The organism is Thermoplasmata archaeon, from assembly GCA_036395115.1.
In the GTDB taxonomy this organism is placed as follows: domain Archaea; phylum Thermoplasmatota; class Thermoplasmata; order RBG-16-68-12; family RBG-16-68-12; genus RBG-16-68-12.
In genome coordinates, this window is sequence record DASWDU010000025.1 from 1 (window position 1) to 26157 (window position 26157).

The window sequence follows — 26157 nt, forward strand, 5'->3', positions numbered from 1 at the left end:
TGCCCCCGAGCACCCCGCCGACGATCTTCTCCGGCGGGATGCCGGGCTGGTTCACGTCGAACGACCGCGCGACGTACATCTTGGCGGGCTTCGCCTCCTCGTGGGGCCTCGTCGGGATGACTTTCTGGATCATCATCAGCAGGACGTCCAGGTTCACCTCGTGGTGGGCGCTGACCGGGACGATCGGGGCGCCGTCCGCGACGGTCCCCTTGACGAACGCCTGAATCTGCCGGTAGTTCTCCTCCGCCTGCTTCGGGTCGACGATGTCGATCTTGTTCTGGACGATCACGATCTTGTCGACGCCGATGATGCCCAGGGCCATCAGATGCTCCTTCGTCTGCGGCTGCGGGCAATCCTCGTTCGCCGCGATCACGAGGAGGGCGCCGTCCATGATCGCCGCGCCGCTGAGCATCGTCGCCATCAGCGTCTCGTGTCCCGGCGAGTCGACGAACGACACGATGCGCTGGAGCTCGCCTTTCACGTTGTGTGTCTTGCAGATCTCCGTGTTCTGGTACGCCGCCGGCTCCTCGTCCTTCGGGCACTTGTAGATCGCCATGTCGGCGTAGCCGAGGCGAATCGAGATGCCCCGCTTGATCTCCTCCGAGTGGCGGTCCGTCCGCTCGCCCGTGAGCCGCTCCGTCAGCGTCGACTTGCCGTGGTCGACGTGGCCGACGACGCCGATGTTGACCTCCGGTTGGCCCGGGACCTTCATCGCGCCTGCTCCTGCCACGCGTCCTCGATCGACTTCGGCCCGCGCTGGACGATCCGCAGGTTCAACTGCAGGATGTCCGGGCTCACCGTGTTCCCACGGACCGTCTTCTTCTTGCGCTTGCCGGGGCGGTCGGGGTGGTACCCGACGCCGCCGCTGAGGAGGAGCCGCTTCCGCCGCGGCCCGGGCAGGTCGGACCGCATCGGGAAGCCGTCCTTGTCGCTCCCTCCCGTGATTGCGAGCTTGTATCCCGGCAGGCCGAGGTAGAGCCCGTCGAGCTCGTCGCCGATCTTCTTGCCGATGAGCGCGTTCGCGTAATGGCCCGTGACGTCCCGCTTGTACGCCTTCCCGGACTTCGGGTCGGCGATGACCGCTTTGAACTCCGCCATGGTGTCTCCCGGATGAGTGTGCGTCCATGCACGCGTTTCGCATAAGACTTCCGACTAAGTCGCGAAGAAGGGAGCGCCCCGCTGAGACCCGGAATGCGTTCACGATTCACCGAACGCCAGCGGTTGTTCGAGTGGGCGCAGGACGTCGTGAGACCTTCTCCTCCAACTCTCGTCGAGAGTCAAACCGCTGGGGAGGTCGCGGAATGTGGTGCAGAAGGCAGTTACTCGTACGGAGAACTCCATTCCAACCGCAAGGCGAGCCCCTGAGTTGCCGCCGGGCCTGTAAGCCGACGGTTTTCGACCGACTACCAGCGGAAGGAGGGGCGACGCATCGTGTGCCAGCGTTGCTTGATGGCGCTCCACGAGAGCGGGCCTACAAGGATTGCGTACAGCGCTGCAGGCATGACGACGCCCGCTACGATCGCATACACTGCGACCAGGTACGGGACCATGTAGAAGCCGGTGGGAACTGGACGGACCAAGAGCGCGAACGTGAGAGCGATTCCGCCCACAGCAACGATCGTCCGTTGAAGCCGGGCCACGATTCTTCGCGGTATCATCGCATCGGCTCAGCCGGGACGGGAGGGACACGGCGGGACGGTCTGCTGGGAGCACGTCGGCGTCACGTGAAAGGCCCCGGGCGTCTCGGAACCGGAAACCGGCGCGGACACCTGGACGACAGTGGGACCCGCCATTGTCGCGACTGCAGCGACCGTAACTCCCACCGCGACGACCAGCAGGGCGAGACCGATCGCAATGGCCTTCTTTCTATTCATTGAAGGGGCCAAAGGCAAGGACATATTAATACTCCACGTGCACTTGTTACGAAAACGCTTCTTGCGAAAACAGACCAAGGATCTGGCCAGACTGCTGGTACAGCCCCGCAATCGCGCGCCCTTCCGAGGATGATACGCCGGCCATGTCTGCAAGCGCCTCCGTCAGCTGCTGCAAGCGATACACCGCGTCCTTCGTGTTGAGGTCGTCGTCCATCGCCTTGAGGAATTCGTCGCGGGTGTGCGTCACGAGGGCGTCGACCTTTCCGCCGGTCCCGGGACCGCGCGCGGTCGTCGCGGCGTCGATCGCCGCGCGCATCGCCTCGTACTCCCGCCGAGACCGGGTGAAGCACTCGCGGTCGTACTCGACGTCTTCCCGGTACTGCGCCTTCAGGAGGCAGAGCCGGATCACTTCGCCCGGAAAGTCGGCGAGGACTTCGCGGATCGTCACGAAATTCCCGAGGCTCTTCGACATCTTCTCCCTCTCTAGCGTGATGAAGCCGTTGTGCATCCACGTCCGAGCCCACTCGCCGCCCCACGCGCCCTCGCAGATCATCGCCTCGCTCTCGTGGTGCGGGAACTTCAGGTCGACGCCGCCGCCGTGGATGTCGAGCGGCGCGCCGAGGTACTTGTACGCCATCGCGTTGCACTCGACGTGCCATCCCGGCCGGCCGTCGCCCCACGGGCTCGGCCACGAGGGCTCGTCCCCCTTCGACTCCTTCCAGAGGGCGAAGTCGAGCGGGTCCTCCTTCCGGCTCTCCGACGGGGTCGACGCGACGACGATGTCTTCGAACTTCTGGTGCGACAGGATGCCGAACGAATGCTTCGCCTTCTTCGTCCGGAAGTACACCTCGCCGTCGACGGAGTACGCGAAACCGCGATCGACGAGCCGCCGGACGAGCGCCGTGATTTCGGGGATGTGCTCGCTCACTTTCGGCATATGGTCCGCCGGCCTCACGTTGAGCGCGCGCATGTCCTCCAAGAAGCAATCGATATAGTGCTGCGCGTACGCGAGGGGCTCCTGGCCGACCTCCTTCGCGCGGCGGATGATGACCTCCTCGATGTCCGTGAAGTTCTGGACGTACACGACGCGGTTCCCGAGGAACTCCAGGTAGCGGCGCGCGGTGTCGAAGTCGATATACGACCGCGCGTGGCCGAGGTGGCTGTGGTCGTACGTCGTCGGGCCGCAGACGTACATCTTGACGACGCCTGGGATTCGGGGCGAGAACCGCTCCTTCCTCCTCGATCGGGTGTTGTACAACTGGAGAACCATGGTCGCCGCGAACGCGCCCACGGGGACGGCGCTATTAAGGCCTTGGCCCGCGCCCGGCGGGACGCGCCGACTCCGTCGCAGCTGCAGTGCCGGGGACGAAACCTATATGTCGCGCGCCGATGTGCACGACCGCGCGGGCCGATAGATCAGCGGAAGATCGCCGCCTTCGCAAGGCGGAAGCCGTGGGTTCAAATCCCACTCGGTCCACTCGCTCCCTTACCAGCGCTCTGAATCGAGGTCGCGCGGCCCAGCCGGACCTTACCGGGCGACATTGCCGCGGGTCAGCCGAACTCGTGACGCGCGCGTGGGCCGACTCGAGACACAGGTGTGTACGCAAAGCAAATATTCCAGGATGTAACAACTCGCCCGATAACGCCGCGAGGCGATGGGGACTTGGTGAGGCATACGACCGCGACTGGCGTCCACAACGATTCGGGAGGCGCCTTCGATCGGGCGTCAAGCACACAACGCTCGGCCGGACCGAGTTTTGCAGGCGTATCGCGAGGACGGGCTCGGTCCTCCGCGTGCTCCGTCCCCCGGTAGGTGGTGGGGCCACAGCCGTTGGAAGGGCGATCAGGCACACGCGATCGTAGAGAAATATTCCGGGTAAGGACCATGACGGGGACGGCTGAGCCGGTGGGTCCGGCGGGAACGGATCGGGCCACCACGGAGGTGGCTCGGGTGATGACGAGGGAGTTCGCCGAGGACATCCTCGGCCCGCTCGTGCTCGGCCGACATGGGTCGGTCGGGGACGTCGCGATAGCCGTCATCCACCGCGCACGGGAAGGGCGCGTCACGGTTCGGTATTCGTTCGACTCGGATCACGTCGTATACGGGAAGCTCTACACGAGGGGCTCGGGATCCCACGCTTGCGGAATCCTCCGCGAGCTATGGGGGGACGGATTCGGGGAGGAATCGAGCTATCGCGTGCCCGAGCCGATCGCGTACCTGCCTCACCCGGAGTTCTTGCTCACGAAGGCCGTCCCTGGAACGCCCCTCGTTGAACGCATCGATAACAACGACGTCGACGGACTGACTCGCGGCTCGCGGGAGGCCGCCCGTTGGCTCGTCCGGCTCCACCGCCATCCAATCCGCGTCGGCAAACGAGAGCCCCTCTGGGAATCCGCCCGCATGACCGGAATCCTAAAGAGGCTCACCCGGTCCGCCACCGCCGCGCCGGACGCGAAGGAGCCACTGTGGCGGCTCGTCGAGTCGCTCCTGGAGGAGGCCAAGACGGGGTTGCGGGAACGGGAGCCCGTCCAAATCCACGCGCGGTTCCATCCGGAACACGCCTTCAACGCGGGCTCGGTCACCTCGCTCATCGATTTCGATGAGAGCGTCCCCTCGGATCCGGCGAGGGACCTGGCGGAGTTCCTGACCATGATGCGGATGAGGAAATTTCGGAACGCGGGTTCGGTCTCGTCCCTCGACGCTCCGACCCGCGCATTCCTCGACGAGTACCTCTCCCTCCTCCCGCAAAACGGGGCGAACCTCAGGATCCACTGGGGCGGGCGGCTGCTCGTGAGCGTCCTCCACCTCGTGTCGGAATGCAAGGACGACCCGGAAGCTCTCGCACGGGCTATCGAGTTCGGTTCCGAGGAGCTCGACCGCGTGATGTCGGGTGAATTCCTTCCCGGCGGGTACGATCCGGTCTAGACCGACTCGTCAGGATGGGTGCGGGCCCACGACCGGTGGTGCGGTCGATCAAGACGCGTACCTGCGCCGGACGATCGTCGACGCGGTGGGTTCTGGGCCTCGACCAGTCCGACGCCCACTCGGTCCACTCTTCGCTTCGCTCCCTAGCACGCGGCCCGGTGACAGCGTGCACCCTGTTCGGATTCGGGCCGATGCGGGGAGCTTCGGGGTGTAGCCCACCACCGAGGTCGCCCATCCGAATATTTGCGTTCGCAAACAATTTACCTTAGCATCGACATGGACCGAGCCGAGGAACTGCATGAGACCGAAGAAATCATCACGCGCCGCCCACGTTGAGGAATGGGGCAAACTCTCCGTCGCCGAACGTGCGGCATGGATCAATCTCCTGCGGGTCCATCGCTCCGTCACCGATCGGCTGAACTCGGTGCTAGCAAGAAATCATGGTCTCACACTCGCGGAGTGGGATGCCCTCGTCCACCTCGCCGGCGCCAAAGAGGGAATCCGGATGGGGGACCTCGCGGAACGAATCCTGCTTTCCCCGAGCGGGATGACGCGGATGATTGACCGCCTCGAGGCCAAAGGGCTCGTCGAGCGTCGAACGGGCAAGACAGATGCACGAGAGGCCTTGGTCGGGGTTACCGGCGGCGGGCTCAATCTGCTGGCCGAAGCAGCTCCGACGCACAATCGGGCCCTGGAGACCCACTTCCTTCGGGTGTTGACTCCTGCGGAAGTCCGTCGCCTCGCAGCGCTTCTAACGAAGGTCGCAGACAGCATCGAGTCGGCCGGAGGCAAGGAACCGAGGTGATGGTTGCTTGCGCAAACAACTTAATATATAGGCGACGCCATGCCCTTGCCATGTTCCCGAACAGGGTACACGAAGCGGAAAGGGAGTTGCGACGAGCAGTTGCGAGCGCTCTGCGGACGGCGGCGAAGGACCCGGAACTGGCGGCTTACATCCGGACCGAACTCCGCGGCGACGCCTCGCGGATCGCGGTTCTCGGCTCCCGGGCGGCTCCGCGCGCCCGCGTGAGGTACTGGCTCAACGGCTTCCGAGGGTTTGCGGTCCTCGACCTCCGGGCTGAGCGCACGACTTAGGAGACATGGTACCATGGCCGAAACCAAGACGATCCTCGTTGCCGGAGCGACGGGACAACAGGGAGGCGCCGTGGCTAGGAGCCTGGTGGGTCGGGGACATGAAGTCCGGGGCCTGACTCGGAAGGCGGACAAAATCAAGGACCTCAGTGCGATCGGAGTGGAAGGAATCCGGGGCGACCTCGCCGACGGTGGGAGTATTCAAGCGGCTCTCCGCGGCGCGGACGGCTTTTTCATCGTGACCACGCCGTTTGGCGAGGACTTTTCCGTGGACACGTCGAGGGAGGCTCGCCTGGGGGCCGCGGCGGTGGATGCGGCGAAGGCTGCCGCGGTCCCCCATGTGGTCCTGTCCTCCGTGGCGTCCGCGGACGAGGACACCGGCATCCCCCACTTTGAGTCGAAAGCTCGAGAGGAGCAATACCTGAAGGGCTCAGGCCTTCGGTACACGATCGCACGGCCCGTCTCCTTCATGTCGAACTTCACGAGCCCCTGGATGCCCTGGATGGCCTCCGCCATGCGAACGGGAATCGTGGCGTTGCCGATGCCCCCGGAAATGCGCCAGCAGATAGTGGCCGTCAGGGACATCGGGGAGATCGTGGCCCGGGCCTTCGAGAGGCCGGATGCGGCGGCCGGGAAGACCGTGGAGCTGGCGGGGGATACGTTGACGAATGCCGACCTCGCCAGCCGGCTCTCCAGGAAGCTCGGGCGTCCGGTCGAGTACGTCGAACTGACCGACGAGGAAGCGATGCAGGGAACGGGCGGGGACCTCATCCCGCTCTACGCGTGGTTTAGGACGAAGGGCTTCCACGTCGACATCGACGCCCTCGAGAAGGCGTGGGGTTACCGGATGACTCGCTTCGACGAGTACTTAGCCACCTTCGACCTGGTGCCTGGGGCTGGTGGCATCCCTTCGCCCGTCGCGGGAGGCGCTTGAACGTGGCAGCGGGCATGGCCCACCAGGTAGTCCAGGCCGTGTACGACGGCCTTTCGCCGCTGAGGATCAGGAACCTTCGGATCTACCTCACGGGGCAGGTCGTCTCTCTCATCGGCGTATTCATGCAGCAGACGGCGCAGGGCTGGGTCGTGTGGGAACTCACCCGGTCTGGAGCGGCCCTGGGGATCGCGGCGATGCTGGGCCTCTTCCCCCTGCTCGTCCTCGGCCCATGGACCGGGGTGTGGGCGGACCGACTCGACCGTCGCCGGCTCCTCCTGGCCACTCAGGGCACCGCGATGCTCCTTGCCTTCGCCTTCGCACTCCTCGTGCAGGCCGAATTGATTGCCCTGTGGCACGTCTACGCCCTCGCCCTGCTCCTCGGGATCGTGACGGCGTTTGACTTCCCCGCGCAGCAAGCCTTCGTCGGGGACCTCTCGGGCATGGAGCTGGTCCGGAGGGCGGTCGTGACGAATGCGATGATTGTCCAGGTCAGCCGGACACTCGGCCCCGCCCTTGCGGGCTTAGTCATCGCGGAGATGGGGGTCGCGTCTGCATTCTGGATCAACGGGGTGACGTTCCTAGCGGTAATCGGCAGCCTTCTGGCGGTCGCCGGGAACCAGGTGCGGCGCCCGTCGACCGGAAGCTCGTTGGGCGAATTCTGGGAAGGCGTTCGGTTCATCCGGTCCGAGCCCCGTGCTCAAGACCTGCTCCTCCTGACCGGTTGCGTCGCCTTCTTCGCCATGTCCACCATCTTCGTGTTCCCCGTGGTAGCGACGGACGTGCTCCGAAGCGGCCCCGAGGTCCTCGGCTACCTCGTGGGCGCGTCGGGTGCGGGCGCCCTCTTCGGGTCCCTCGTCGCTACGCCTCTCGCACAGGCCGCGCGACGAACCGGGCTCGTCCTTGGCACCTCAGCCGCATGGACAGGGGCGTGGCTCACCGGGTTCTCCCTGTGGGCTTGGTTCCCGTTCTCGCTGCTCGCGATCTTCTGCATGAGCGTCCTCGTTCCTGTAGTCCTGACCTCCTCGGCCGGGCTCCTCCAAGTCCTGTCGCCACCTGAGATGCGCGCCCGCATCCTGAGCGTGCTCCTGATGGTGAGCTTCGGGGCGACGCCGATTGCGTCCGTCCTGACCGGGATCGCGGTGGATGCATTCGGAGTGATGGCGGCCCTTCGGATCAACGGCGTCGCCTTGGTTTTTGCTGCTCTTCTCCTGCTGGGGGGCCGTCGCAGCTTCCGCGGATGGTCCATCGAGCGCCGGTCCGTGCCGCAAAGCGCCCCAAGGCGGCGATGGGAGGTATCGTGATGTCGATACCGATGGTTGGTAACCGGCGCGGGCTGGCGATCGCCGGCACTCTCGCCGGGGTCGCGCTAATCGGCGAGTTCGTCTTCTTCGGACTGAGTGGCTTTCCTGGAAGCGGCTTCAATGACCCGGCGGTCGCGCTGCCGTATCTCGAGAAGGGCGGCGCATTGCTCCGGGTCGCGGTGCTCTTCGGCGCGAGCGGGGTCGGTCTCTGGACCGTCTTCGCGATCGGCTTGGCGGCGCGACTCCAACAGCGCACGCCGGGGCGCGCGCTTGCGTCGCTGTATCTCACGCTGCTCGGCAACGCAGGCGACGGTCTCGTCGCGCTGACCTTCTTTGTCGGCAGCACGATCTTCAGTCAGCTCGCCTCTGCCGATCCAGCTGCGGCCGTGAGCGCATGGCCCGCGTTCGCCGCGGTGACGGCGGGCTTTCAAGTCTTCGGCAACTTCTTCCTGGGGCTCTCGCTGCTCGCCGCCGGATCGGCCATGTGGTCCAGCAAGGCGCTCTCGCGCGCGCTCGGCGCCCTCGGGATCGTGACTGGGATCGTCACGCTCACGGGCGTACTGGCTGTTGCTACCGCCTATCTCGTCGCAATCTTGCTCGCGGTCGTCTTCCGGCTCTGGGCGGGGGTTGCCCTGCTGCGCAGCGAGGTGCCTCAAGAAGCCTCGGTCCAACGGTGATGACAGCCAGACTCGACCGCGTCCGTCGGCGCCTTGATGCAGTCCGAGTCAGTTCCGGCGGAGAAGGGCACATCGTCATCCTCTTTTTCATGCACGCCTCCCAAAGATCGAAAGAATAGGACAATCCTTCCAGACGTACGCGGGCTAGCATGCTCTTCCATCAGCCGTCGTCTTGACAGTACACCTCTGCCCGGAATTCCTCGGAGAAACGCGGCGGTTGGGAGCGGGCTGGATCGGAAGAGATTCTGTACCCGTGGCTGCCGTTGCGCATGAACACCGCGAATCGTCCGGTCTCCAGGCGAAGATAAGGGAGGTTTCCGTACCCGAAACCACCGCCCGAGTGGCCCCAAACAAGTCCGCAGGCCAGCGACTGTGCCATGATCCCCAACCCGTACGCTTCAGGAGCGGGCGGATCATCCGGGACGACATACATCATCTGGTGTAGCTGCCTCTCGGGAAGCAGCGTTCGCTCGACGAGCAAAGCCCGAAAGAACCGGGCAAGATCGGGAGCCGTGGAGAGCATCGCACCGTCCCCTCGCCCGAAGAAGACGTTGCTGCATTCGCGCCAGCCGTCGGGCCCTCGCTCGTATCCCCGGATATACGGTTCGGGCAGACTCAGATCCTCTTCGGGCGGATAGAAGGTGTGTCTGAGTTGAAGGGGCCGTAAAATCCGGCGATCGAATTCCTCGGCGAGCGGATGGCCAGTGATTCGCTCGACGACGAGTTCCAAGATGCAGAAGTTCGTGTTGCAGTATGAGTACTTGCTCCCGGGAGGGAAGATGGCAGGGTGCTTGGTGCCAAGGTGGATCGCGTGGCGGAGGCTCACCGGTGTTCGATGCGCCTCCAAGTTTCCGAGCAAGCTTGGGTCGTCCTCAAAGTCGAATAGCCCACTGCGCATTCGCATCAGGTGTTCGATGGTCAAGGAGTCAGCCTTGGGGATCGGAAGGTCGGGCAAACAGTCCGCAAGAGCGTCGCTTAGCGCGACTCTCCCCTCGTCGACCAACTGCAGCGCCACCACGGCGGTAAAGACCTTTGTCGTGCTGCCGATCCGATAGAGGCTGTCAGGGGTCATCCGGCGCTGCGACATGAGGTCCGCATATCCAGCGGTGTAGAACTGCGCGCGACCATCGGCATCCTCGACGTAGACGAAGGCGCCGGGCAGGCCGGCGCCAACCAGTTGGTTGAGCTCAATCTGGATTGGATGCATGGGTGCTGGTTCGACCCAATCAATGATCGCGGGGCAAAGTACTTTCCCGCGGATAGGTGGACGGAGCGAGGTGCACCTCGACGCAACGACGGTAAGCAGAACCTGGGCGTGCCGAGGGGCGCCTCCGTGAGGAAGGGCAGCACGACGGCCGGGTTCCGGGCGGCCTGTGCTGCTCACGTCTCAAGTCGTGACACGCTCCGGGAGCCGGAGGCGGAATCGGCCGCCGATTCGGACATGCCGGACGCGATGCCTGGATTCCCTGGCGGGCGCGGGGTCGGGCCACGGCGTGACCGTAGCCGACGCCGGCAGGAGGACGTCGGGGAGCTAGCGGGCCACATTCGATCGGGGATAACCTCACGAACGAGGAGGCCCGAGCGGATCGTTCGAAAGGTCCAGCCGGAGACCCACCTGAGTTTGGTCGGAGGATCGCCACAAGCTCTCGGCGAGCAAGACCTCCTCCCACGCCGCTCCCGTGTTGATGACGATGCGCGTCGACTCTTCGTCGTGCAGTGCGTCTTGATCGGCGTCGACCGCGAGAGGGCGTAGCTTGCCCCTGCGCGTAGGGTCGTGGAACAAGGTCGCGGGTCCGCTCGCCTGCGCGACGCTGTCCGTCCAGACGCAAGGAGCCTCATAGAGGAGACGAAGGTCAATCTCGGGCCGTCGGTACGCGCTGATGCTCACGAGAAGGCGCGGACCCGGCATCATCTCTGAACTCACAAGGGGCTCGTTCGACGAGGTCACCAGCGCAATCGCGGCCGTCTCTCGGAGCACCTGAGCCGCCCCGTCTCCCAAATGGACCCGGAGATTGAGCGCTCGTTCCGCCCAGAGCCGGAACTCCTCGCGCCGAACGGGATTGGGACTCCACGCCCAAACGGAGTCCAACGAGAACGTGGCGGCAGCGCACGCGAGGGCTTGTCGGGCCTGCGTGCCCGTGCCGATCAGCCCCAACGAGCGCAGATTCGGTTGGGCGATCCGAAGGGCGGCCGCAATCGCCGCCCCGGTCCTCAGGTTTCCCACTAGGCTGCCGAGGAACAGGGCTTTCAACTCCATCGTGAGGTATCGATACAGGGCCACGACCTGGTCCCCTCGGTCGACGCCTTTCGAATCGTAGAGGTACGAGCGAAAGCCAAGGAGATCGAACGCGGGGATTGCGGCTCCCATCCAAGCAAGGGTCACGCCACGCGCGTCCGTCCGCGTCCGCGGAAACGGAACCACCTCGCCTCGCGCGTCCGCGCGGTACCCTTCCTCCATGACCTCGACCGCCTTGCGGCGATCGACGATGGGACCGAGATCCGCATCGCGATAGAGTCTCGCCATGCGCCCTCCCTTCAGACGAGCCGCCCCCCACATTTCCCGCAGAACACGTCTTCGGGCTCCACCGCCGCGTCGCAGGCCGGGCACGTGTACTCGATCGGCGCCCCGCACTTGCCGCAGAACCGGTCCGCGGGACGCAGCGGCTCGCCGCACGCGGGACACGAGCTCTCCGCCGATGCCGCTACGGCCTTCGCCGCGCAGTCCGCGCACACGATGACGGTCGCGCCGCCCCGTCGGAACGGCTTCCACCGCGCGGTCCGCTGCCCGCAGTCCGCGCACCGTCGTTCGCGCGAGGCGCCCGCCTCGACGATCAGGACCTCAGGACGGTCCGTCGGCGGGATCGGCGGGGGCGTGGGAGGCGGCTCTTCCGGAGGGACGGCCACGGCGAGCGGCAAACGACGCTCCGCCGTCAAAAACTTGCCTTATGCGCGTTCCTTCGAGATGATGACGCTCTTCACCCGCGGGGCGACTTCCGGCGCGTCCTGTTCGAGGTACGTCAGGTAGCCCGAACCGACGTTGAAGTGGACGACGGAGACCTTCTTCTCCAGGTCGACGATCGACTTACCGAATCTCCGCTTCACGGGAATCCCCTTCTGTGCGAACGACTCCCGGTGCACAGCTTAAAGGGTATTTCGCAATAGCTGTTACTGATAAGCGTAATTCGAAACGAGGGCCCGGACGGGAGGGACGGCTCGCGTCGGCGGCCTTTGCGGCAAACCTATAAGGGGGACGGGGACCAAATATACCTGAGGACGTGGTGGAGCGATGATCACCGTCCAGAAGCTCGCCCGAGCGATCGAGAAGCGCCTGGGCGGGACGAGCGCCGAGGCGATGGCGGAGGCCCGAGTCGTCATGAGTTACTTCGGGTTCCGCAACGTGATCATCGACAACGCGATCGAACCGCCGGACCGCAAGGTGTTCTACACGCTCCACGAGGCCGGCCTGCTCCAGAGCTTCTGGGAGACGGTGCCCCTGCTGGACGGGCGAAACTGGCGGATCTTCTACTGGTCCCTGAACGAGGCGGACCTCGACCGCATCCTCGCAGAAGAGGCCCCTCCGGAGGAGCCGTTGTACAAGGGGCTCCCGGACGAGGCGTGGGGCCACCCCGCGCCGACGTGAGTCAGTCCGGCCACGCCGCCGCGCCGATGAGCGGCACGAACGCGCACGGCGTGCTCTCCCGCACCCGCAGCGTCCCGTCCGGGCCGAGCGTCGCGACGACGAGCACCTGGCCGTGCCGCGTCGATCCGACCGGGGCGACGATCCGGCCGCCCGGGGCGAGCTGCGCCGGCCATGCGTCGGGGATCCGGGGTGCGCCCGCCGTCGCCATGATGCACGCGTACGGAACCCGTTCCGGATACCCGAGGCTGCCGTCCCCGACGACCACCGCGACGTCCGCGAGGCCGACGCGCGCGAGGTTCGAACGCCCCGATTCGGCGACGGCGGGGAGGCGTTCGATTGTGACGACGTCCGCGGCGCCGACGATCCGGGCGAGGAGGGCGGCGTGGTAGCCGGAACCCGTCCCGATCTCCAGCACCCGCTCCCCGGGCCGGAGGCGCGCCTCCTCGAGCATGATCGCGATCATCGACGGCGCGGAGATCGTCTGGCCGAGCCCGATCGGCAGCGGCACGTCGGCGTACGCGTCGTCGCGGTCTTCCGGCCGGACGAACGCCTCTCTCGGGACCGACAGGAATGCGTCCCGCACGAGCGGGTCGCGGATGTAGCCGGACGCGACGAAGCGGTCGACCATTCGCCGCCGTTCCACCGCGAAGTCGGGCGCCCGTCCCATCGGCCTCGCCAGGGCCGGCGCGGGCCATAAAACGTTCGGCTAGGCCGGCACGAGGAGCGCGATCAGGAGGGTCGCCATGACGAGCGTTACGGCCGTCACGGGCAGCCCCGCCCGGACGAACTCCTTCATCGAGACCTCGACCCCGTCCCGCCCGGCGCTCTGCACGACGATCACGTTGCACGCCGCGCCGACGATCGTCGCGTTCCCGGCGAGCGTCGAACTGGCGGCGAGGGCGAGCCAGAGCTGGGTCGAGCCGGTCGGCACGACCTCCGCGAGCAGGAGGACCGCCGGCACGTTGCTGATCAGGTTCGAAAGGAGCGCCGTGAGGGCGGTCAGCCAGACGAGTCCGCCGGACTGCCCTCCGAACCCGGACGAGAACGCGTCCTGAATCGTCGCGGAGAGGCCGGAGGCCCTCACGCCCGCGAGGACGATGAAGAGGCCGAGGAAAAAGAGCAGGATGCCCCAGTCGACCTTCGCGATGAGCCTGCGCGCGGTCGTCGTCGAGACGACCGGCAGGAAGAACAAGACGAACGAGCCGCCCGCGAGGGCTACGAGCGGAAGCCAGTCCGGGGTGGCGGCCGCGAAGAATCCGACCGACACGGCGATCGTGATGCCGAGCGTCAGGGCGAGGCCCATCCGCTGCAGGCGCACGGGAGGCGAGGGGGCGGCGGGCATCAGGGGAGCCGACAGCTCCCGCCGGAACGCGAGCCAGACGAGGGCGATCGCGGCCGCGAGGCAGGCGAGCGTCGCCGGGAGCAGATACGCCGTGAAGGTGAGGAACGGGATGCCGGACCGGATCGCGATGTACGCGTTCTGCGGGTTCCCGACTTCCGTCGCGACGCTCCCGATGTTCGCGGCGATCGCGACCGCCACGAGGTACGGGACCGGGTTCGCGCGGAGCGCCCTCGTGCTCCGCACGACGACGGGGGCGACGAGCAGCGCCACCGCGTCGTTCAGGACGAGCGCCGACAGGAGGGCCGTCGCGATCATGAGCCACGCGAGGAGCGACGCCTGGCTCTTCGCACGCGCGGCGATGCGCGATGAGACCAGGTCGAAGAAGCCGCACACGTCGAGGCCGGACGCGAGGATCATCATCCCGACGAGCAGCAGGATCACGTCGACGTTGATCGCTCCGATCGCCTCGTCCGGCGTGAGCACGCTGAAGAGGAGCATGAGCGCGCCGCCGAGCATCGCGACGGCGGGCCGTTGCAGCGGGAACCGGCCGACGTTGCGGAGGGAAATCAGCACGTACGTCACGAGGAAGATCGCCGTCGCCGCGACGAGCGCATACGACGTCGCCATGGCCCGCGCGGATGGGCCGCGGCGGTATGGAACTTTCCTCGATGAATGCGGTTCGACCGATTACCCACTACGCTTAAATAGCGTCACTCAATTCGCCGCATCCTCCGGCCCCGAACGGGTTGCGTCCCGGGAGTCGGACCGTGTGTGTGAGAGAGGAGAGAACCGGATGCGCATCCGAAGCCGTCGAGGATTCGGCGCGCTCGTCCTCCTCATCGTAGTTGCCCTCGGCGTCGTGGCCATCATGCCGATGATCACCGCGGCCGCGGACCACCAGATCACGGGAATCGTGTCCGACTGCGGCACGGGCGACTTCATCGACAGCGCGCTCGTCGTCTTGAAGGACGCGAACGGCGAGCAGCCCCCGCGGAACGACGCGACGGACCTCGGAGGCGTCTTCAGCTTCACGCCCCCCTCGGGCTCGTACAACCTCGAGGTCACGAAGACCGGGTACTTCTCGGGCGGGACATCGAGCCCGTTGCGCTTTGACGGCACGACGACGGTGAACCAAGACGTCTGCCTCACCGCCTTCCCGACGCCCGCGAAGGTGCTCCAGGTCACGGTCCGAGACGCCGGGACGAACGCCCTCCTGAAAGGCGCCCTCGTCCAAGCGTTCTACGTGCCGGTCGGCAAGGTCGCGGTCTCCGGGACGACGGACGCCTCGGGGAATACGAGCCTCACCCTGTGGGCCGCGTCCTTCGAGTTGAGGACGACCCTCACGAATTACTCCGTGAATATCGCCACGGTCGACGTGGCGTCCGTGTCGAGCACGACGGTCCTCCTGAGCGCGGGCGGCATCGTCCAAGGCCACGCGCGCGACCAGACCCCCTCGGGCGTCTTTCTCTCCGCCGGACTCGTGGGATTCCTCTACAATCCGAGCGAGCCGCTGACCTCCGGGAAGAAGGTGATCCGGGCCGATGTATTCGGGACGCTGTACCGCTTCCACGCCCCGGCGGGAACGTACACGCTGGTCATCGATGCGAACGGCTACCGGGCGGACGTCTCGACCGTGGTCGTCGTGGTCGGCTCGACCGTCAATCGGGATGTCGTCTTGCAGCCGGCCGCGAACGAGGTCTTCGCGACCACGGTCGCGTACAAGCCGGGCGACTGGAACAACCTCACGATCTATCGGAATCTGACGCTGAACGCGGACAGTTCGCTGCCCACGTTGAGTCCGGCGGGGTTCCGCGACTTGCGGATCCAGGTGGACTTCAGCCTCGGGAACGGCAACGGGGCCATCGACGATCCGACCGAGACGACGAATTTTCATGACTGGCTCGTCGCGAACGGGCCGTTCTACGTGGCGACGGACGGCAACTTCACGACGAATGGAAAGGCGTACCTGTCCTCCGCGGCTTCGTACGTCGTCACCGTCGCCGGCCTGACGACCCCTGGCGGCAAGGTGTGGATCAACACGACGGCGACGTATGCCTTGAAGGTCGCGCCGCCGTTCATCGCCCCCGGCGCGCCAACTTACAACGTGACGTTGACGATGATCCCGGACAAAAACGTCTCCGTGTACCAGGACTATGTGTACACGATCGCGTTCCCCCGAGGCTACGAGCTGAACACGTCGAGCGTGGTGCCGGCCGGCGCACCTGTAACGATCAAGACCTACGCGCCTGCGACGATCGATCCCGGGGTTCCATCGAACGCGACGATCCGGCCGCAAATCCGCATGGTCATCTCCCAATCGCTTTCGGGGACGGCGCGCGCGAAGGTGACCGGACCCGTCGGAAAATTCTACGTCCTAAACGCGACGTTCACGAACTACCAAGCTCTCGTAGCGAAAGACACGGCGCTGACGTTCAGCGCGGCCGACAGCTTCGATCCAAACGGCCACGTCCCGGACGCGAACTTCACCTGGAAATTCACCCCGCTTGCGGCGGACATCCGGTACGGGATCGAGCCGCAGTTCAAGTACACGCTGAACGGGAAGTTCACGGTAAACCTGACCTTGAGGGAGACGGGCGGGAACCGGACGTTCCGCGACATCACTCTCTTCGTCGACGACCAGCTGCCGATCGCACGCATCAAGACGAACCGGACCAACAACCCGGCGAACAACATGACGCTGAAGGTGGACGAGGGCATCCCCATCAAGTTCGACGGAGGGCTTTCGACCGACCTCGCGTACCCAGCGCAGGACGGCAATCCGGAAAAGAACGGCACGATCCTCGACAGCGGATATTCGTGGGACTTCGACGGGAACGGCATCGCGGACGCGACCGGGCGGACCGTCACGCATACGTTCCAGAAGCCCGGTAACTTCACCGTGAACCTGACCGTCACGGACAGCGTCGGCTGGAAATCCGCCAACGCCTCGATGACCGCGCTCGTGAACGACACGAAGGCGCCCGTGCCCGCGTTCGACACCCTGGACCCCTCGAACGACTGGGCGAAGGTCACGAGCCCGATGGAGCGCAAGACGTACTCCCTCAACGCCTCGAGGACGACGGACGACTTCACCAAGCTCAATTACAGCGGTGGCGCCGGCCTGAACTTCACGTGGAGGATCCCGGGGCCCATCAGCGTTGGCGGAACCCTGCTGTCGGGCAACAACCACACCTTCTACGGCGTCAACATCACGTTCGCGTGGCAGGAGTGGAACATCAGCTATACGGTCCGCCTGTCGGTGAATGACACCGGCTTCCCCTCGAACAAGAAGAACACCGGCTACCTCAACCAGTCCCTCCAGGTCCAGATTGATCCGTTGCTTCATGCCAATCTCAAGGTCGTCGCGAATACGATGAAAGTGAGCCCGGCCGACCCGGAGGAGTCCGCGCCCGTCACGGTCACGGCGAACTTCACGAACGTGGGCCGCGGCGCGGCCGAGGGGGTAACGACGCAGCTCATCTCCAACAGCGCCGGGCAGACGACCGTGGTCGCGACCCAGGCGGATTGGCTCGACAAGAACGGGGCCTCGAAGGCGAATCGTTCGATTGCCCCGGGCGAGACCGTGACGTTCGTCTTCCACGCAAGCCTGTCCGGCCAAGGGAACAAGACGCTCGAAGTCTACGTATACGATTCATCGGAGCCGTACACGTGGATCGATAGCGGGAACCGCATCTCCCAGGCGGTCAACGTGCGTCAGCCGTTCTGGCAGCCTTATGCCATCTACGGAGGCGTGATCGCGATCATCGCCCTCTTCGTCTTCGCGATGTACGCGCGCCGGAAGGTCAAGGCGGGCGAGTGGCGCCCGCTTCGCGGACGACGCGAGAAGGGCGGCGAGGAGAAGGAGAAGCCCCGCCGGGAAATCAAGGAAGAGAAGAAACGTCTCTAGCCCGACGTTCCCTCTCGTACGTTCCGCCCGCTACATCTCCTTCGGCGCGGCAAGGCCCAAGCAGTCGAGCGCGTTGCGAAGGACGATCCGGGACGCGTCGACGAGCGCGATCCGTGCGTCCCGCAGGCTGGCAGGGTCGGCGGTCAGCACCGGACAGTCTCGGTAGAATTGGTTGAACTGAGCCGCGAAGGCTGCGACGAACGAGGCGACCGGGTGGACGCGGCGACCGTCCGCGGCCTCCCGGACCGCCGAAGGGAACTTCGCGATCCAGCGGAGGAGCCGCTGCTCCTGGGGATGGCGGAGGCGGTCGAACTCGGCGGCGCCGCGTCGTTCGGCTTTCGCAAGGATGCTGCACGCCCGGGCGTGCGCGTACTGAAGGAACGGCGCCGAATTTCCCTCGAAGTTGAGGGCCTCCTCCCAGCGGAACTGGATCGCCTTCTCCGCCTGGACGCGGACGATGTTGTACCGGACGGCGCCGATGCCGATCGTCTCGGCGATCGCGCGCTTGCGGTCCTCCGAGAGGTCGTCCCGCCGCTTCGCGACCTCGGCGTACGCGCGGTCGAGCGCCTCCTCGAGGAGGTCGTCCAGGTGGACGACGCGGCCTTTGCGCGTGGACATCCGGCCTTCGGGCAGGTTCACGAACGCATAGAAGATCGTCTCCGGGGCCCAGTCGACGCCCATGAGCTTGAACGCCGCCTTGAGCCGCTGGAACGTGAGCTTGTGATCCTCGCCGACGATGTCGATCGCGACCTCGCATCGCTCCTTCTTGTTCAGGTGGTAGGCGATGTCCCGCGTCGTGTAGAGGGACGTCCCGTCCCGGCGCACGAAGATGTACTTCGCCGCGTCGCCCTCGAGCCCGAAGGCGCCGAGATCGATGTACCGCGCTCCGTCCTCCTCGCGGCTCAGGGGCGTCAGGCGCGCAACCACCCGCCGGACGCTCCCGTCGAGGATCGAGTCGCTCTCCCAGAAGAACGAGTCGAACGTGACGTTCGCGCGGCGCAACGTCGCGAGGATCCCTCGGAGGACCTCCTCGCCGACCTTGCGGATGTCCCTGGTCAGCTGGACATCACCGCCCTCGAATCGCTGCGTGAGCCGCTCGATCTCCCGCTTGAGGGCCTCGTCGGTCTCGAGCATCGCGCTCGCCCTCTGGTACAGCGCGACGTACCGGTATTCGATCCGAGCCTCGGCTGCGACGGAGTCCATCGGCAGATGGCGGACGGCCCAGTAAAGGAGGACCATCTGGCGGCCGATGTCGTTCACGAGATACTCACTCTGGACCGGGTAGCCGGCGAAGCGCATGATCCGGACGAGGGCGTCACCGAGGAACGGGTTCCGCGCGCGCCCGACGTGAATCGGCCCGGTGGGGTTCGCGCTCGTGTGCTCCAGGAGGACCCGCTCCTTCCGGGGCGGGGACGCGCCGTACCGCTCGCCGTGGGACCCGACCGACGCGAGGACCAGGTCCGCGAACGCGGACGGCTCGATGGGGAAGTTGACGTACGGACCTTCCGCCTTCAACGGGGAGAAGGGCGGGGCGACCCGGACTCGGGTGGCGCGGGATGCGACGTCCGCGGGCGTCGATTTGAGCTCCTTCGCCCACCCGTGCACGGCGAGCGCGAAGAGGCCGCGGTCTTCCGGCGCCTCCTCGAGGAGGCCGGGCGTCGTCACCCTCAGCTCGGATTCGACGGACCGCCGGATCGTCTCCGCCTGATCCCGAAGGTCGGCCCAGGGGTCGTGACCCATCACGTCACCCGATAGCGAAGGATCGCCGCGATCCCGGCGAACGCCCGCAGGAGGAGCGCTCCCTCCTCGGAGTCCTTCGAGACGAGCTCGACGTTCGAGCCCATCTGCTCCGCCATCCCGCTCAGGTCCTCGATCACGTCGTGGTTCTCGATGACCGTCAGGGACCCGCCGTCCTTTGGGCACGGAGGCAGCTCCCCGTCCTCCGCGACCGTCTTCTCGCCCTCCCAGTCGCCGTTCGCGCAGCGCAGCTTGAGCCGGGATTTCCGCAGGCCTTCGGAGATGAGGAGCGTCTCGACCGCCCCGAGTTGGAGCGCATGGCGGACCTGGTCCTCGCCGTACGCCGCGAGGCCACCGTCCTCCTTGCGAATCTCCTCCATCAACCGCTGCAAGAGCGCCTTTTCCCGCATCAAGTCCAAGCCGCTCAGGATCTCCCGCGACTTCTCGACGAGCTCGCGGAGGCCGTACTCGTCCGTGTAGCCGGTGTCGAGAAAGGTCGGCAGGACCCGTTTCTTGAGTTCGTGGTGGAGATAATCCCCCGTCGCGAACTCCTCCTTCGAGTAGCCGGGGCCTCCGATGAGGATGCCCGTGATGTCCGGCTGGCTCAGGAAGGCGTCCGTCATCAGGTCTCCAATCTTCTTGTACCACTCGTGGACGGCGATGTCATGGCCGCGTTCGAAACGCCGGGCGCTCTGCCCGCCCATCCGATGTTTGGAGGGCACCTGGGATTGGAGGTTCTTGATCACCTCGATCCGCTTGCCGCGTAACATGCCCAGAGTCGCTTCGCTCCAGTCGATCACAACGAGGCCGTAGAGGTCCTTCTCCGCCAGCATCTCGTGGAGCGGCGCCGTGTGGAACTTCGAGTCGCAGCGGTACAGGAACGACACGACCGGTTCGGGCGGCTCCAGCACGAAGGCGACCATCTCCGTCTGGTCCGCCCCGATCTGCCTATGTCCTGTGAACACAACGAGCCCGTTCGGCGGCGGCATCTTGTACGACTTGAGGCGCTGCATCGCCGACTCGATCGCCTGCGTCACGTGCTTGCGGGTGCTCGCGCTCTTGATGTTCGACGACTGCGAGAGTTCGCCCCGCAGGTAGTTCGTCACGTCGAAGATCGGACGCTCGGGCGGGATGAAGACGCTCACGAGTTCCGTGCCCCGGCCGACCGCCTCTTCGATCTGCTCGAGCGCGCGTCGGAACTTGTATTTGTCCATCCCGGACAGTTCGGTCATGCGTGCTGCCTAACAGGAGACTGGTCCTACTTGTAGCTGGCGACCATGAGACTTGGGTCCCGCGAACCGGTCGCTCCGGATGGCTCACTCCTCCAGCTGCCAGTGGGCTCTCACCGCGGACTCGAACCTCGAGGCCGGCGTGATCTTCTTCAGAAAGAGATAGCGCCTTTCTCGGCCGACCACGTACTTCAGCCGTGGCGAAGGACTCTCGATGATCCGCAAGACGGCCTCGGCGACGATCTTCGGATCCGCTCCCTCTTCGAGATGCCGCTCCAAACGAGAGAGGGTCCGGCGTCTCATCCCATCGTACGCCTCGATGGTCTCAGCAGCCATCTTCCTTGCATTGCCGAGGTTCGTGCGGAAGAACCCCGGCTGCACGACGGAAACCTTGATGTTGAAGCCCTTCACCTCGTGACGGAGCGCCTCCGAGTAGGCGAACAAGGCGGCCTTCGTGGCGGCATAGAAACCTTCGAACGGCACGGGGACCGTCCCGGCGATGGATCCCATGTTGATGACCTGTCCACTCCTCCGCTGCCGCATGGAGGGCAGGACGGCCTTCGTCGTTCGGACCACGCCGAAGAAGTTCGTCTCGAACTGAGCCTTCGCTTCCGCGAGGGAGACCTCCTCGAGACCGCCCGTCAGGGCGTACCCCGCGTTGTTTACGAGGACGTCCACCTTCCCGGCCTTCCCCATCACGGCGGAGATGCATGCATCGACCGATCGATCCGAGTCCACGTCGAGCGGGAGCATCTCAAACCCGTCCTCCCGCGCACGAACGGGTTGGCGACTCGTGCCAAACACCCGGAACCCCCGTTCGCCGAGGAGGGAAGCGACGACTTTCCCGAAGCCGGACGAAGCACCTGTGACCAAAACGACCCGACCATCAGCCATCGCGCACACCGGACGTCGACCGCGTTTCTTAAACCTGTCTTCCGCCGCGAGTTATTTATCATGCCCTACCGTTTGCGCCGAGACCGAGTCACATGGAGAAAGTCGTTATTTCACTGGGCGGCTCCGTCCTGGTTCCCGGAGACGACGACGCGCGGTATCTTCGAACGCTCGCGGCGTTGCTGCGGGATGTCTCGACCCGCGTGAAGTTGTTCGTCGTCACGGGCGGCGGCCGCATCGCCCGATACTACATCGAGACGGGCCGCGCCCTCGACGTCGGCGAGCGGACCCTCGACGAGTTCGGGATTGCGGTCACACGGCTCAACGCGCGCCTCCTCGCCGCGGCGCTCGCCGGCCGCGCGAACCGGGAGCCCGCGACGACGTACGCGGAAGCCGCGAAGCTCGCGAGACGCCACGCGATCGTCGTGATGGCGGGGACCCGACCGGGCCACACCACGGACCGGGTGAGCGCCTCCCTCGCCCGGTTCGTCGGCGCGGCGCGAATCGTGAACGCGACCTCGGTCGAAGGCGTGTACACGAGCGATCCGAAGGCGGACCCAGGGGCGCGGCTCATCGAACGCATGCGCTTCGAGGATCTCGTCCGTGTCGCCGGCTCGGGGCACGCGGCCGCGGGCCCGAGCATCGTCTTCGATCCCGTAGCGGCACGCGTCCTCGCCCGGGACCGGAAACCCCTCGGCGTCGTGCACGGCCGGGACCTCCGCGCCTTGCGCGCCGCGATCCTCGGGGAGCCGTTCCACGGGACCCTCGTGTCGGACTGAGGACGGCGGGCGCGTGAAACCCCGAACGTGGTACGAGATCCTCTCGGTTGCAGCGCTCGCGATCGCGGGCGGTTCGGCGATCCTCGCCGTCGCGGGGGCCGCCCTGCAGCGGACCTTGAGCGCGACCGCAGCCTCGTTGTGCGCGGCCGTCTTCCTGGTCCCGGGCCTGTTCTTCTTCGCCCATCAGCGCCGTCTAGGGGCGCGGGATCTCGCGCTCGCCCACGTCGCCGCCTTAGCCCGGGAGCGGGGCACCCTCGACCTCGGCGACCTGGCGGACGAACTCCGCGTCTCCCGGGCCGACGCGGAGAAGCTGCTCCGGACCGCAATCCGCGAAGGCCACCTCCGGGGCGCGTTCGATCACCGAGGCCGGTTCGTCGCCGAGACGCCGGGCCCGGGAGGTGGAGCCTCCTGACGTTCCGGGGGTTCATCGCCGCGGACGTCCCCCCCACGCCGGCCCTCGAACGCTTCGCCGCGGACCTTCGGAGGGCGGGCGGTCCCCTGAAAGTCGTGTCCGTGGACCAGCTTCACCTCACGCTGAAGTTCCTCGGTGACACGGAGGAGGGCCTCGTGCCCGAGATCGTCACGGCGATCCGAGAGGCGGCGTCGGGCATTCGTCCGTTTGAGATCCGCGTGCGGGGGACCGGCGCCTTCCCGAGCCTCGGGCGCATGAACGTCATCTGGGTAGGCGTGGAGGGGGCGGAGCCCCTCGCGCGAATCGCGGTGGCCTTGGAGGCATCGATGGAACCGCTCGGCTTCCGACGGGAGAACCGGGCGTGGAAGGCCCACGTGACCGTGGCCCGCGTCAAGGGCCCGCGCGACCTCGAAGGCGCGCGGACGATCCTCCGAGCCCACGCGGTGGACGATTTCGGGACCCACCGGATGGGGGCGATCCACCTGAAGAGGAGCGTCTTGACACCGCAAGGCGCCCAGTACTCGGTCGTCGAGAGCTTCCGGCTCGAGGGATGAGGCCGGGCCGTCAGTCCTCGGGCTGCGAAATATACCTCTAAGCGGAGGTACGCACCCGTCCGGCGGGGCTGCCCCGGGCGGCCCTATGCCTCTTTCTTGTCCGCGAACAGCTTCAGCTGGTCCCACGCGATCGTGTGCTTGAGCCGATACTTCTGCAAGACCCGGCTCAGCTGCTCCGTCACGCGGGCCACCTCGATCGCCTTCCCGCGTCCGTAGACGTAGAACTCGACCTTGCCCGAGATCGGGAAGATCATGCGCATCGCGCCCTCGCGGTTGTACCCTTCCGGCTTCCGGTTGCTGCGGAGGTCGCGCAGGTTCTCCTCGATCAGCACGTCGACGTTGTCGAGGTCCTCCGGCATCTGCTGCGTCTCTTCGAGGAACTTGAGGAACAACGGACGGAAGGCGGGGATGAGGTTCTTCCACCGCACCTTCTTGTCGAACTCGACGTGGCCGCTCCGCGCTCGCATGCCGTCCGTTCGCATCAGGCACGTGATATTTAACGCTGTCCGGCACCGATTGTTTCGAGTCGAGCGGACGTGACTCGCACCCAAAGGTTGCAAATTCGAGGCCCGGGACCGCGCGTCGCGCCGGGCTCCGATCGCGCGTCAGTCTTAAGCCCGCCGCACCCATCGCGCGGCCCGTGCGGACCGCGCTGACGATCGCGGGCAGCGACTCCGGCGGCGGCGCGGGGATCCAGGCGGACCTCAAGTCGTTCGCCTCGATCGGGGTGCATGGGACGTCCGTGATCACCTGCGTGACCGCGCAGAACACCCGTTCCGTCGACTCGATCTTCCCCCTGCCGGTCGGCGAGATTCGCAAGCAGCTCCGGGCGGTCCTCGGGGACTTCGACGTGCGGGCGGCGAAGACGGGGATGCTCTACTCCGCCGCGATCGTCCGGACGGTCGCCCGGGAGCTCCGGCGCACGAGGTTCCCGCTCGTCGTCGATCCAGTCATGGTCGCGACGGTCGGCGCGCGCCTCGAGCGGGACGACTTCCGCGACGCGCTCGTCGAGCGCCTGCTCGGTCGGGCGACGATCGTCACCCCGAACCGGTTCGAGGCGGAACGGCTCTCCGGCCTTCCCGTAGAGGACGTCGCGTCGATGGAGGAGGCGGCGCGAGCGATCCGCCGTCTCGGACCGGGGGCGGTCCTCGTCAAGGGCGGCCACGCGAAAGGTCCCCTCGTCGACGTCTTGTTCGACGGCCGCCGGATGCATCGCCTGCGGGGACGGCGCCTGGACAAGGCCCTCCACGGCGCGGGCTGCACCCTCGCCGCCTCGATCGCCGCCCACCTCGCGCTCGGCAAGCCGATCCTCGCCGCGGTCGTCTCGGCCCGGGCGAAGGTCGCCCTCGGCTTCCGGCGCTCGTACCGACCGGGCCACGGCGTGGAGATTATCAATTCGCAGATTACGCCGAAATGAGTCGGTCGCCGGCGGCGAATCCCGGAGGCGGAACGTCCGACGCACCGCGAATTCCGGCGATTATCAAAGCGGCGCCGACCGCCCACAAAGTTAATGTAGGCCCATCAAAATCCGACCAGTTGGCGGTCCTCGCATTCCGGCGCCACGGTCGCGGGCGCGAAGGGCGTCCCGTGGAATCGGCCGGCAACGGAGTGCGGACAGGGCACGGAATCGTGGAGGCAGGGACGATACCCGACATCGAAGGTGACGCGGGGGAGCCGAAGCCCCAGGACCGCGAATTCGGACGCTGAGGCCATGCGAATCGCGCTCTTCACGGACACCTACCTCCCCACAGTCGACGGCGTCGTGACGTCGGTCTTGACGACCCGCCGACAGCTCGAGGCAGACGGCCACGAGGTCGTCGTCTTTGCGCCCGAGGATCCCCGGCGCCGCGGGACGCACGAGGCCGGCACGATTTACGTCCGCGCGAAGGAATTCCGACACTATCCAGGATACCGGCTCGCGATGTTCCCCGGCCGCGAGGTCGACCTGATCAAGGACATGGGGATCGACCTCGTGCACATCCACAGCGTCGGCTTCGTCGGGATCAAGGGGCTGTGGGCCTCGTGGCAGGCGAAGATCCCGCGCGTCTCGACGTTCCACACGATGATCCACGACACGCTGCCGTTCTACTCCCCCTTCGGCTTGAATCTCCACCTCCTGGAGCGGGGGTTGCGGTTCTACCTCCGCGTGTTCCTCCGAAAAACCCACGGCGTCGTCGTGCCGAGTCGCGCGATCCTCGACGAGATCCTCGCCCTCTCGCCGACCGCCAAGATCACGGACGTCATCCCGACCGGCGTGGACGTGGAACGCTTCCGGCCGGACCTCTCCGGCCAGAGTGTCCGGACGAAGTGGGGCCTGAACGGCCACGATGTCCTCTTGCACGTCGGCCGCGTCGCGCCGGAGAAGAACCTCCCGACCCTGATCCACGCGTTCCCCAAGGTCCTCGAGGCCAACCCCGACACGAAGTTCCTGATCGTCGGCACCGGCCCATACCTCGAGAAGTACTACGACCTCGTGAGGCATCTCGGCCTCGAGGGCGACGTGATCTTCACGGGCTTCGTCCCGGATGCGGACCTCCCTCGCTACTACGCGGCGGCGGACGCGTTCGCGATCGCGTCGAAGTTCGAGACGCAGGGCCTCGTGGTGCTCGAGGCGCTCGCCTCCGGTCGGCCCGTCGTCGGCGCGAACTACCGCGCCATCCCCGAGTTCGTGCGGGACGGGTGGAACGGATCGCTGTTCGATCCGAACGACTCCAAGGACTGCGCGCAGGCGGTCCTCCGGTGCCTCCGGGATCGAGACGGGATGGGGGAGGCCGCGCGGGAGAGCGCCCTCCCGTTCTCCGTCGACCGCTGCACGCGTCGCCTCGAGGGCGTGTACGCGCGCCTCGCCTGGTGAGCGTCCCG

The 26157-nt window shown here is 66.3% G+C and carries 28 protein-coding genes and 1 tRNA gene; 14 read left to right on the forward strand and 15 right to left on the reverse strand.

The genetic code is table 11. The features are described 5' to 3' along the window. The 5 genes from VF992_05915 to cysS form a co-directional block, all read right to left on the reverse strand. Positions 1-712, reverse strand: a 712-nt coding sequence (locus tag VF992_05915) for a translation initiation factor IF-2 subunit gamma (GenBank protein ID HEX9340692.1), incomplete at its 3' end; no start/stop codon positions are given. Then, positions 709-1098, reverse strand: a complete 390-nt coding sequence (locus VF992_05920; GenBank protein HEX9340693.1) for a 30S ribosomal protein S6e — start codon at positions 1096-1098, stop codon at positions 709-711. The genes VF992_05915 and VF992_05920, both read right to left, overlap by 4 nt. Before the next feature lie 305 nt (positions 1099-1403). Continuing rightward, on the reverse strand, positions 1404-1658 hold the full coding sequence (locus tag VF992_05925; GenBank protein ID HEX9340694.1) for a hypothetical protein: 255 nt from the start codon (positions 1656-1658) through the stop codon (positions 1404-1406). A 9-nt stretch (positions 1659-1667) separates the two neighbouring features. Continuing rightward, the gene (locus tag VF992_05930) at positions 1668-1874 is read right to left on the reverse strand and encodes a hypothetical protein (protein ID HEX9340695.1); all 207 of its coding nucleotides are present in this window, start codon (positions 1872-1874) and stop codon (positions 1668-1670) included. Between the two features lie 46 nt (positions 1875-1920). After that, positions 1921-3165 (reverse strand): cysteine--tRNA ligase, encoded by a 1245-nt coding sequence (gene cysS, locus VF992_05935; protein HEX9340696.1) that lies wholly within the window; start codon positions 3163-3165, stop codon positions 1921-1923. A 114-nt stretch (positions 3166-3279) separates the two neighbouring features. Here cysS and VF992_05940 point away from each other — a divergent pair. The 7 genes from VF992_05940 (at position 3280) to VF992_05970 (ending at position 8804) form a co-directional block, all read left to right on the forward strand. Continuing rightward, positions 3280-3351 (forward strand) — tRNA-Ala (locus VF992_05940). Positions 3352-3828: 477 nt separating this feature from the next. Further along, a complete protein-coding gene (locus VF992_05945; protein ID HEX9340697.1) occupies positions 3829-4800 on the forward strand; it encodes an aminoglycoside phosphotransferase family protein in 972 nt (323 codons plus the stop codon). Positions 4801-5098: 298 nt separating this feature from the next. After that, the gene (locus VF992_05950; GenBank protein ID HEX9340698.1) at positions 5099-5605 is read left to right on the forward strand and encodes a MarR family winged helix-turn-helix transcriptional regulator; all 507 of its coding nucleotides are present in this window, start codon (positions 5099-5101) and stop codon (positions 5603-5605) included. Between the two features lie 50 nt (positions 5606-5655). Next, on the forward strand, positions 5656-5895 hold the full coding sequence (locus VF992_05955; GenBank protein HEX9340699.1) for a hypothetical protein: 240 nt from the start codon (positions 5656-5658) through the stop codon (positions 5893-5895). Between the two features lie 13 nt (positions 5896-5908). Continuing rightward, positions 5909-6826, forward strand: a complete 918-nt coding sequence (locus VF992_05960; GenBank protein ID HEX9340700.1) for an NmrA/HSCARG family protein — start codon at positions 5909-5911, stop codon at positions 6824-6826. Between the two features lie 2 nt (positions 6827-6828). Beyond that, positions 6829-8127 (forward strand): MFS transporter, encoded by a 1299-nt coding sequence (locus VF992_05965; GenBank protein HEX9340701.1) that lies wholly within the window; start codon positions 6829-6831, stop codon positions 8125-8127. Further along, positions 8127-8804: a DUF4386 family protein gene (locus VF992_05970; GenBank protein ID HEX9340702.1), complete on the forward strand. Its 678-nt coding sequence runs from the start codon at positions 8127-8129 to the stop codon at positions 8802-8804. Before VF992_05965 ends, VF992_05970 begins: the two co-directional genes overlap by 1 nt. 160 nt (positions 8805-8964) lie before the next feature. On the opposite strand, the gene VF992_05975 is transcribed toward VF992_05970, so the two are convergent. The 4 genes from VF992_05975 to VF992_05990 all read right to left on the reverse strand — a co-directional run bounded on the left by VF992_05975 (position 8965) and on the right by VF992_05990 (position 11906). Next, positions 8965-10011, reverse strand: coding sequence for a serine hydrolase domain-containing protein (locus VF992_05975; GenBank protein HEX9340703.1), 1047 nt, complete (start codon positions 10009-10011; stop codon positions 8965-8967). Between the two features lie 354 nt (positions 10012-10365). After that, a complete protein-coding gene (locus VF992_05980; GenBank protein HEX9340704.1) occupies positions 10366-11328 on the reverse strand; it encodes a hypothetical protein in 963 nt (320 codons plus the stop codon). Between the two features lie 11 nt (positions 11329-11339). Next, positions 11340-11708 carry a zinc ribbon domain-containing protein gene (locus VF992_05985; GenBank protein HEX9340705.1) on the reverse strand — a complete coding sequence of 123 codons (369 nt, stop codon included), beginning with the start codon at positions 11706-11708 and terminating at the stop codon, positions 11340-11342. A 39-nt stretch (positions 11709-11747) separates the two neighbouring features. After that, on the reverse strand, positions 11748-11906 hold the full coding sequence (locus VF992_05990) for a hypothetical protein (GenBank protein ID HEX9340706.1): 159 nt from the start codon (positions 11904-11906) through the stop codon (positions 11748-11750). 184 nt (positions 11907-12090) lie between these two features. Here VF992_05990 and VF992_05995 point away from each other — a divergent pair, with 184 nt between their 5' ends. Continuing rightward, positions 12091-12444 (forward strand): DUF6015 family protein, encoded by a 354-nt coding sequence (locus VF992_05995; GenBank protein HEX9340707.1) that lies wholly within the window; start codon positions 12091-12093, stop codon positions 12442-12444. A gap of 1 nt (position 12445) precedes the next feature. Here the strand turns inward: VF992_05995 and VF992_06000 are convergent, their stop codons facing one another. Beyond that, positions 12446-13111, reverse strand: a complete 666-nt coding sequence (locus VF992_06000; protein HEX9340708.1) for a protein-L-isoaspartate(D-aspartate) O-methyltransferase — start codon at positions 13109-13111, stop codon at positions 12446-12448. A gap of 39 nt (positions 13112-13150) precedes the next feature. After that, positions 13151-14413 (reverse strand): SLC13 family permease, encoded by a 1263-nt coding sequence (locus tag VF992_06005; protein HEX9340709.1) that lies wholly within the window; start codon positions 14411-14413, stop codon positions 13151-13153. 166 nt (positions 14414-14579) lie between these two features. On the opposite strand from VF992_06005, the gene VF992_06010 reads away from it, so the two are divergent. Continuing rightward, positions 14580-17693, forward strand: coding sequence for a PKD domain-containing protein (locus VF992_06010; protein ID HEX9340710.1), 3114 nt, complete (start codon positions 14580-14582; stop codon positions 17691-17693). Between the two features lie 30 nt (positions 17694-17723). Here the strand turns inward: VF992_06010 and argS are convergent, their stop codons facing one another. The 3 genes from argS to VF992_06025 form a co-directional block, all read right to left on the reverse strand. Beyond that, positions 17724-19433, reverse strand: coding sequence for an arginine--tRNA ligase (gene argS / locus VF992_06015; protein HEX9340711.1), 1710 nt, complete (start codon positions 19431-19433; stop codon positions 17724-17726). Next, the gene (prf1, locus tag VF992_06020) at positions 19433-20662 is read right to left on the reverse strand and encodes a peptide chain release factor aRF-1 (GenBank protein ID HEX9340712.1); all 1230 of its coding nucleotides are present in this window, start codon (positions 20660-20662) and stop codon (positions 19433-19435) included. The genes argS and prf1 overlap by 1 nt, the downstream gene beginning before the upstream one ends. An 84-nt stretch (positions 20663-20746) precedes the next feature. After that, a complete protein-coding gene (locus VF992_06025) occupies positions 20747-21553 on the reverse strand; it encodes an SDR family NAD(P)-dependent oxidoreductase (protein ID HEX9340713.1) in 807 nt (268 codons plus the stop codon). Positions 21554-21645: 92 nt separating this feature from the next. Between VF992_06025 and pyrH the strand changes: the two genes are divergently transcribed. Genes pyrH through thpR form a run of 3 tightly spaced genes read left to right on the forward strand, consistent with a single transcriptional unit; the run spans position 21646 to position 23295 of the window. After that, a complete protein-coding gene (pyrH, locus tag VF992_06030) occupies positions 21646-22329 on the forward strand; it encodes a UMP kinase (GenBank protein ID HEX9340714.1) in 684 nt (227 codons plus the stop codon). A 13-nt stretch (positions 22330-22342) separates the two neighbouring features. Continuing rightward, positions 22343-22741, forward strand: a complete 399-nt coding sequence (locus VF992_06035) for a hypothetical protein (GenBank protein HEX9340715.1) — start codon at positions 22343-22345, stop codon at positions 22739-22741. A 14-nt stretch (positions 22742-22755) separates the two neighbouring features. Next, positions 22756-23295 carry an RNA 2',3'-cyclic phosphodiesterase gene (thpR, locus tag VF992_06040; GenBank protein ID HEX9340716.1) on the forward strand — a complete coding sequence of 180 codons (540 nt, stop codon included), beginning with the start codon at positions 22756-22758 and terminating at the stop codon, positions 23293-23295. Positions 23296-23378: 83 nt separating this feature from the next. Here thpR and VF992_06045 read toward each other — a convergent pair whose 3' ends face one another. Then, positions 23379-23762, reverse strand: coding sequence for a hypothetical protein (locus tag VF992_06045; GenBank protein HEX9340717.1), 384 nt, complete (start codon positions 23760-23762; stop codon positions 23379-23381). Positions 23763-23935: 173 nt separating this feature from the next. Between VF992_06045 and thiD the strand changes: the two genes are divergently transcribed. Further along, positions 23936-24712, forward strand: a complete 777-nt coding sequence (thiD, locus tag VF992_06050) for a bifunctional hydroxymethylpyrimidine kinase/phosphomethylpyrimidine kinase (protein HEX9340718.1) — start codon at positions 23936-23938, stop codon at positions 24710-24712. Positions 24713-25006: 294 nt separating this feature from the next. Next, on the forward strand, positions 25007-26149 hold the full coding sequence (locus VF992_06055) for a glycosyltransferase (GenBank protein ID HEX9340719.1): 1143 nt from the start codon (positions 25007-25009) through the stop codon (positions 26147-26149). Positions 26150-26157 lie beyond the last annotated feature (8 nt).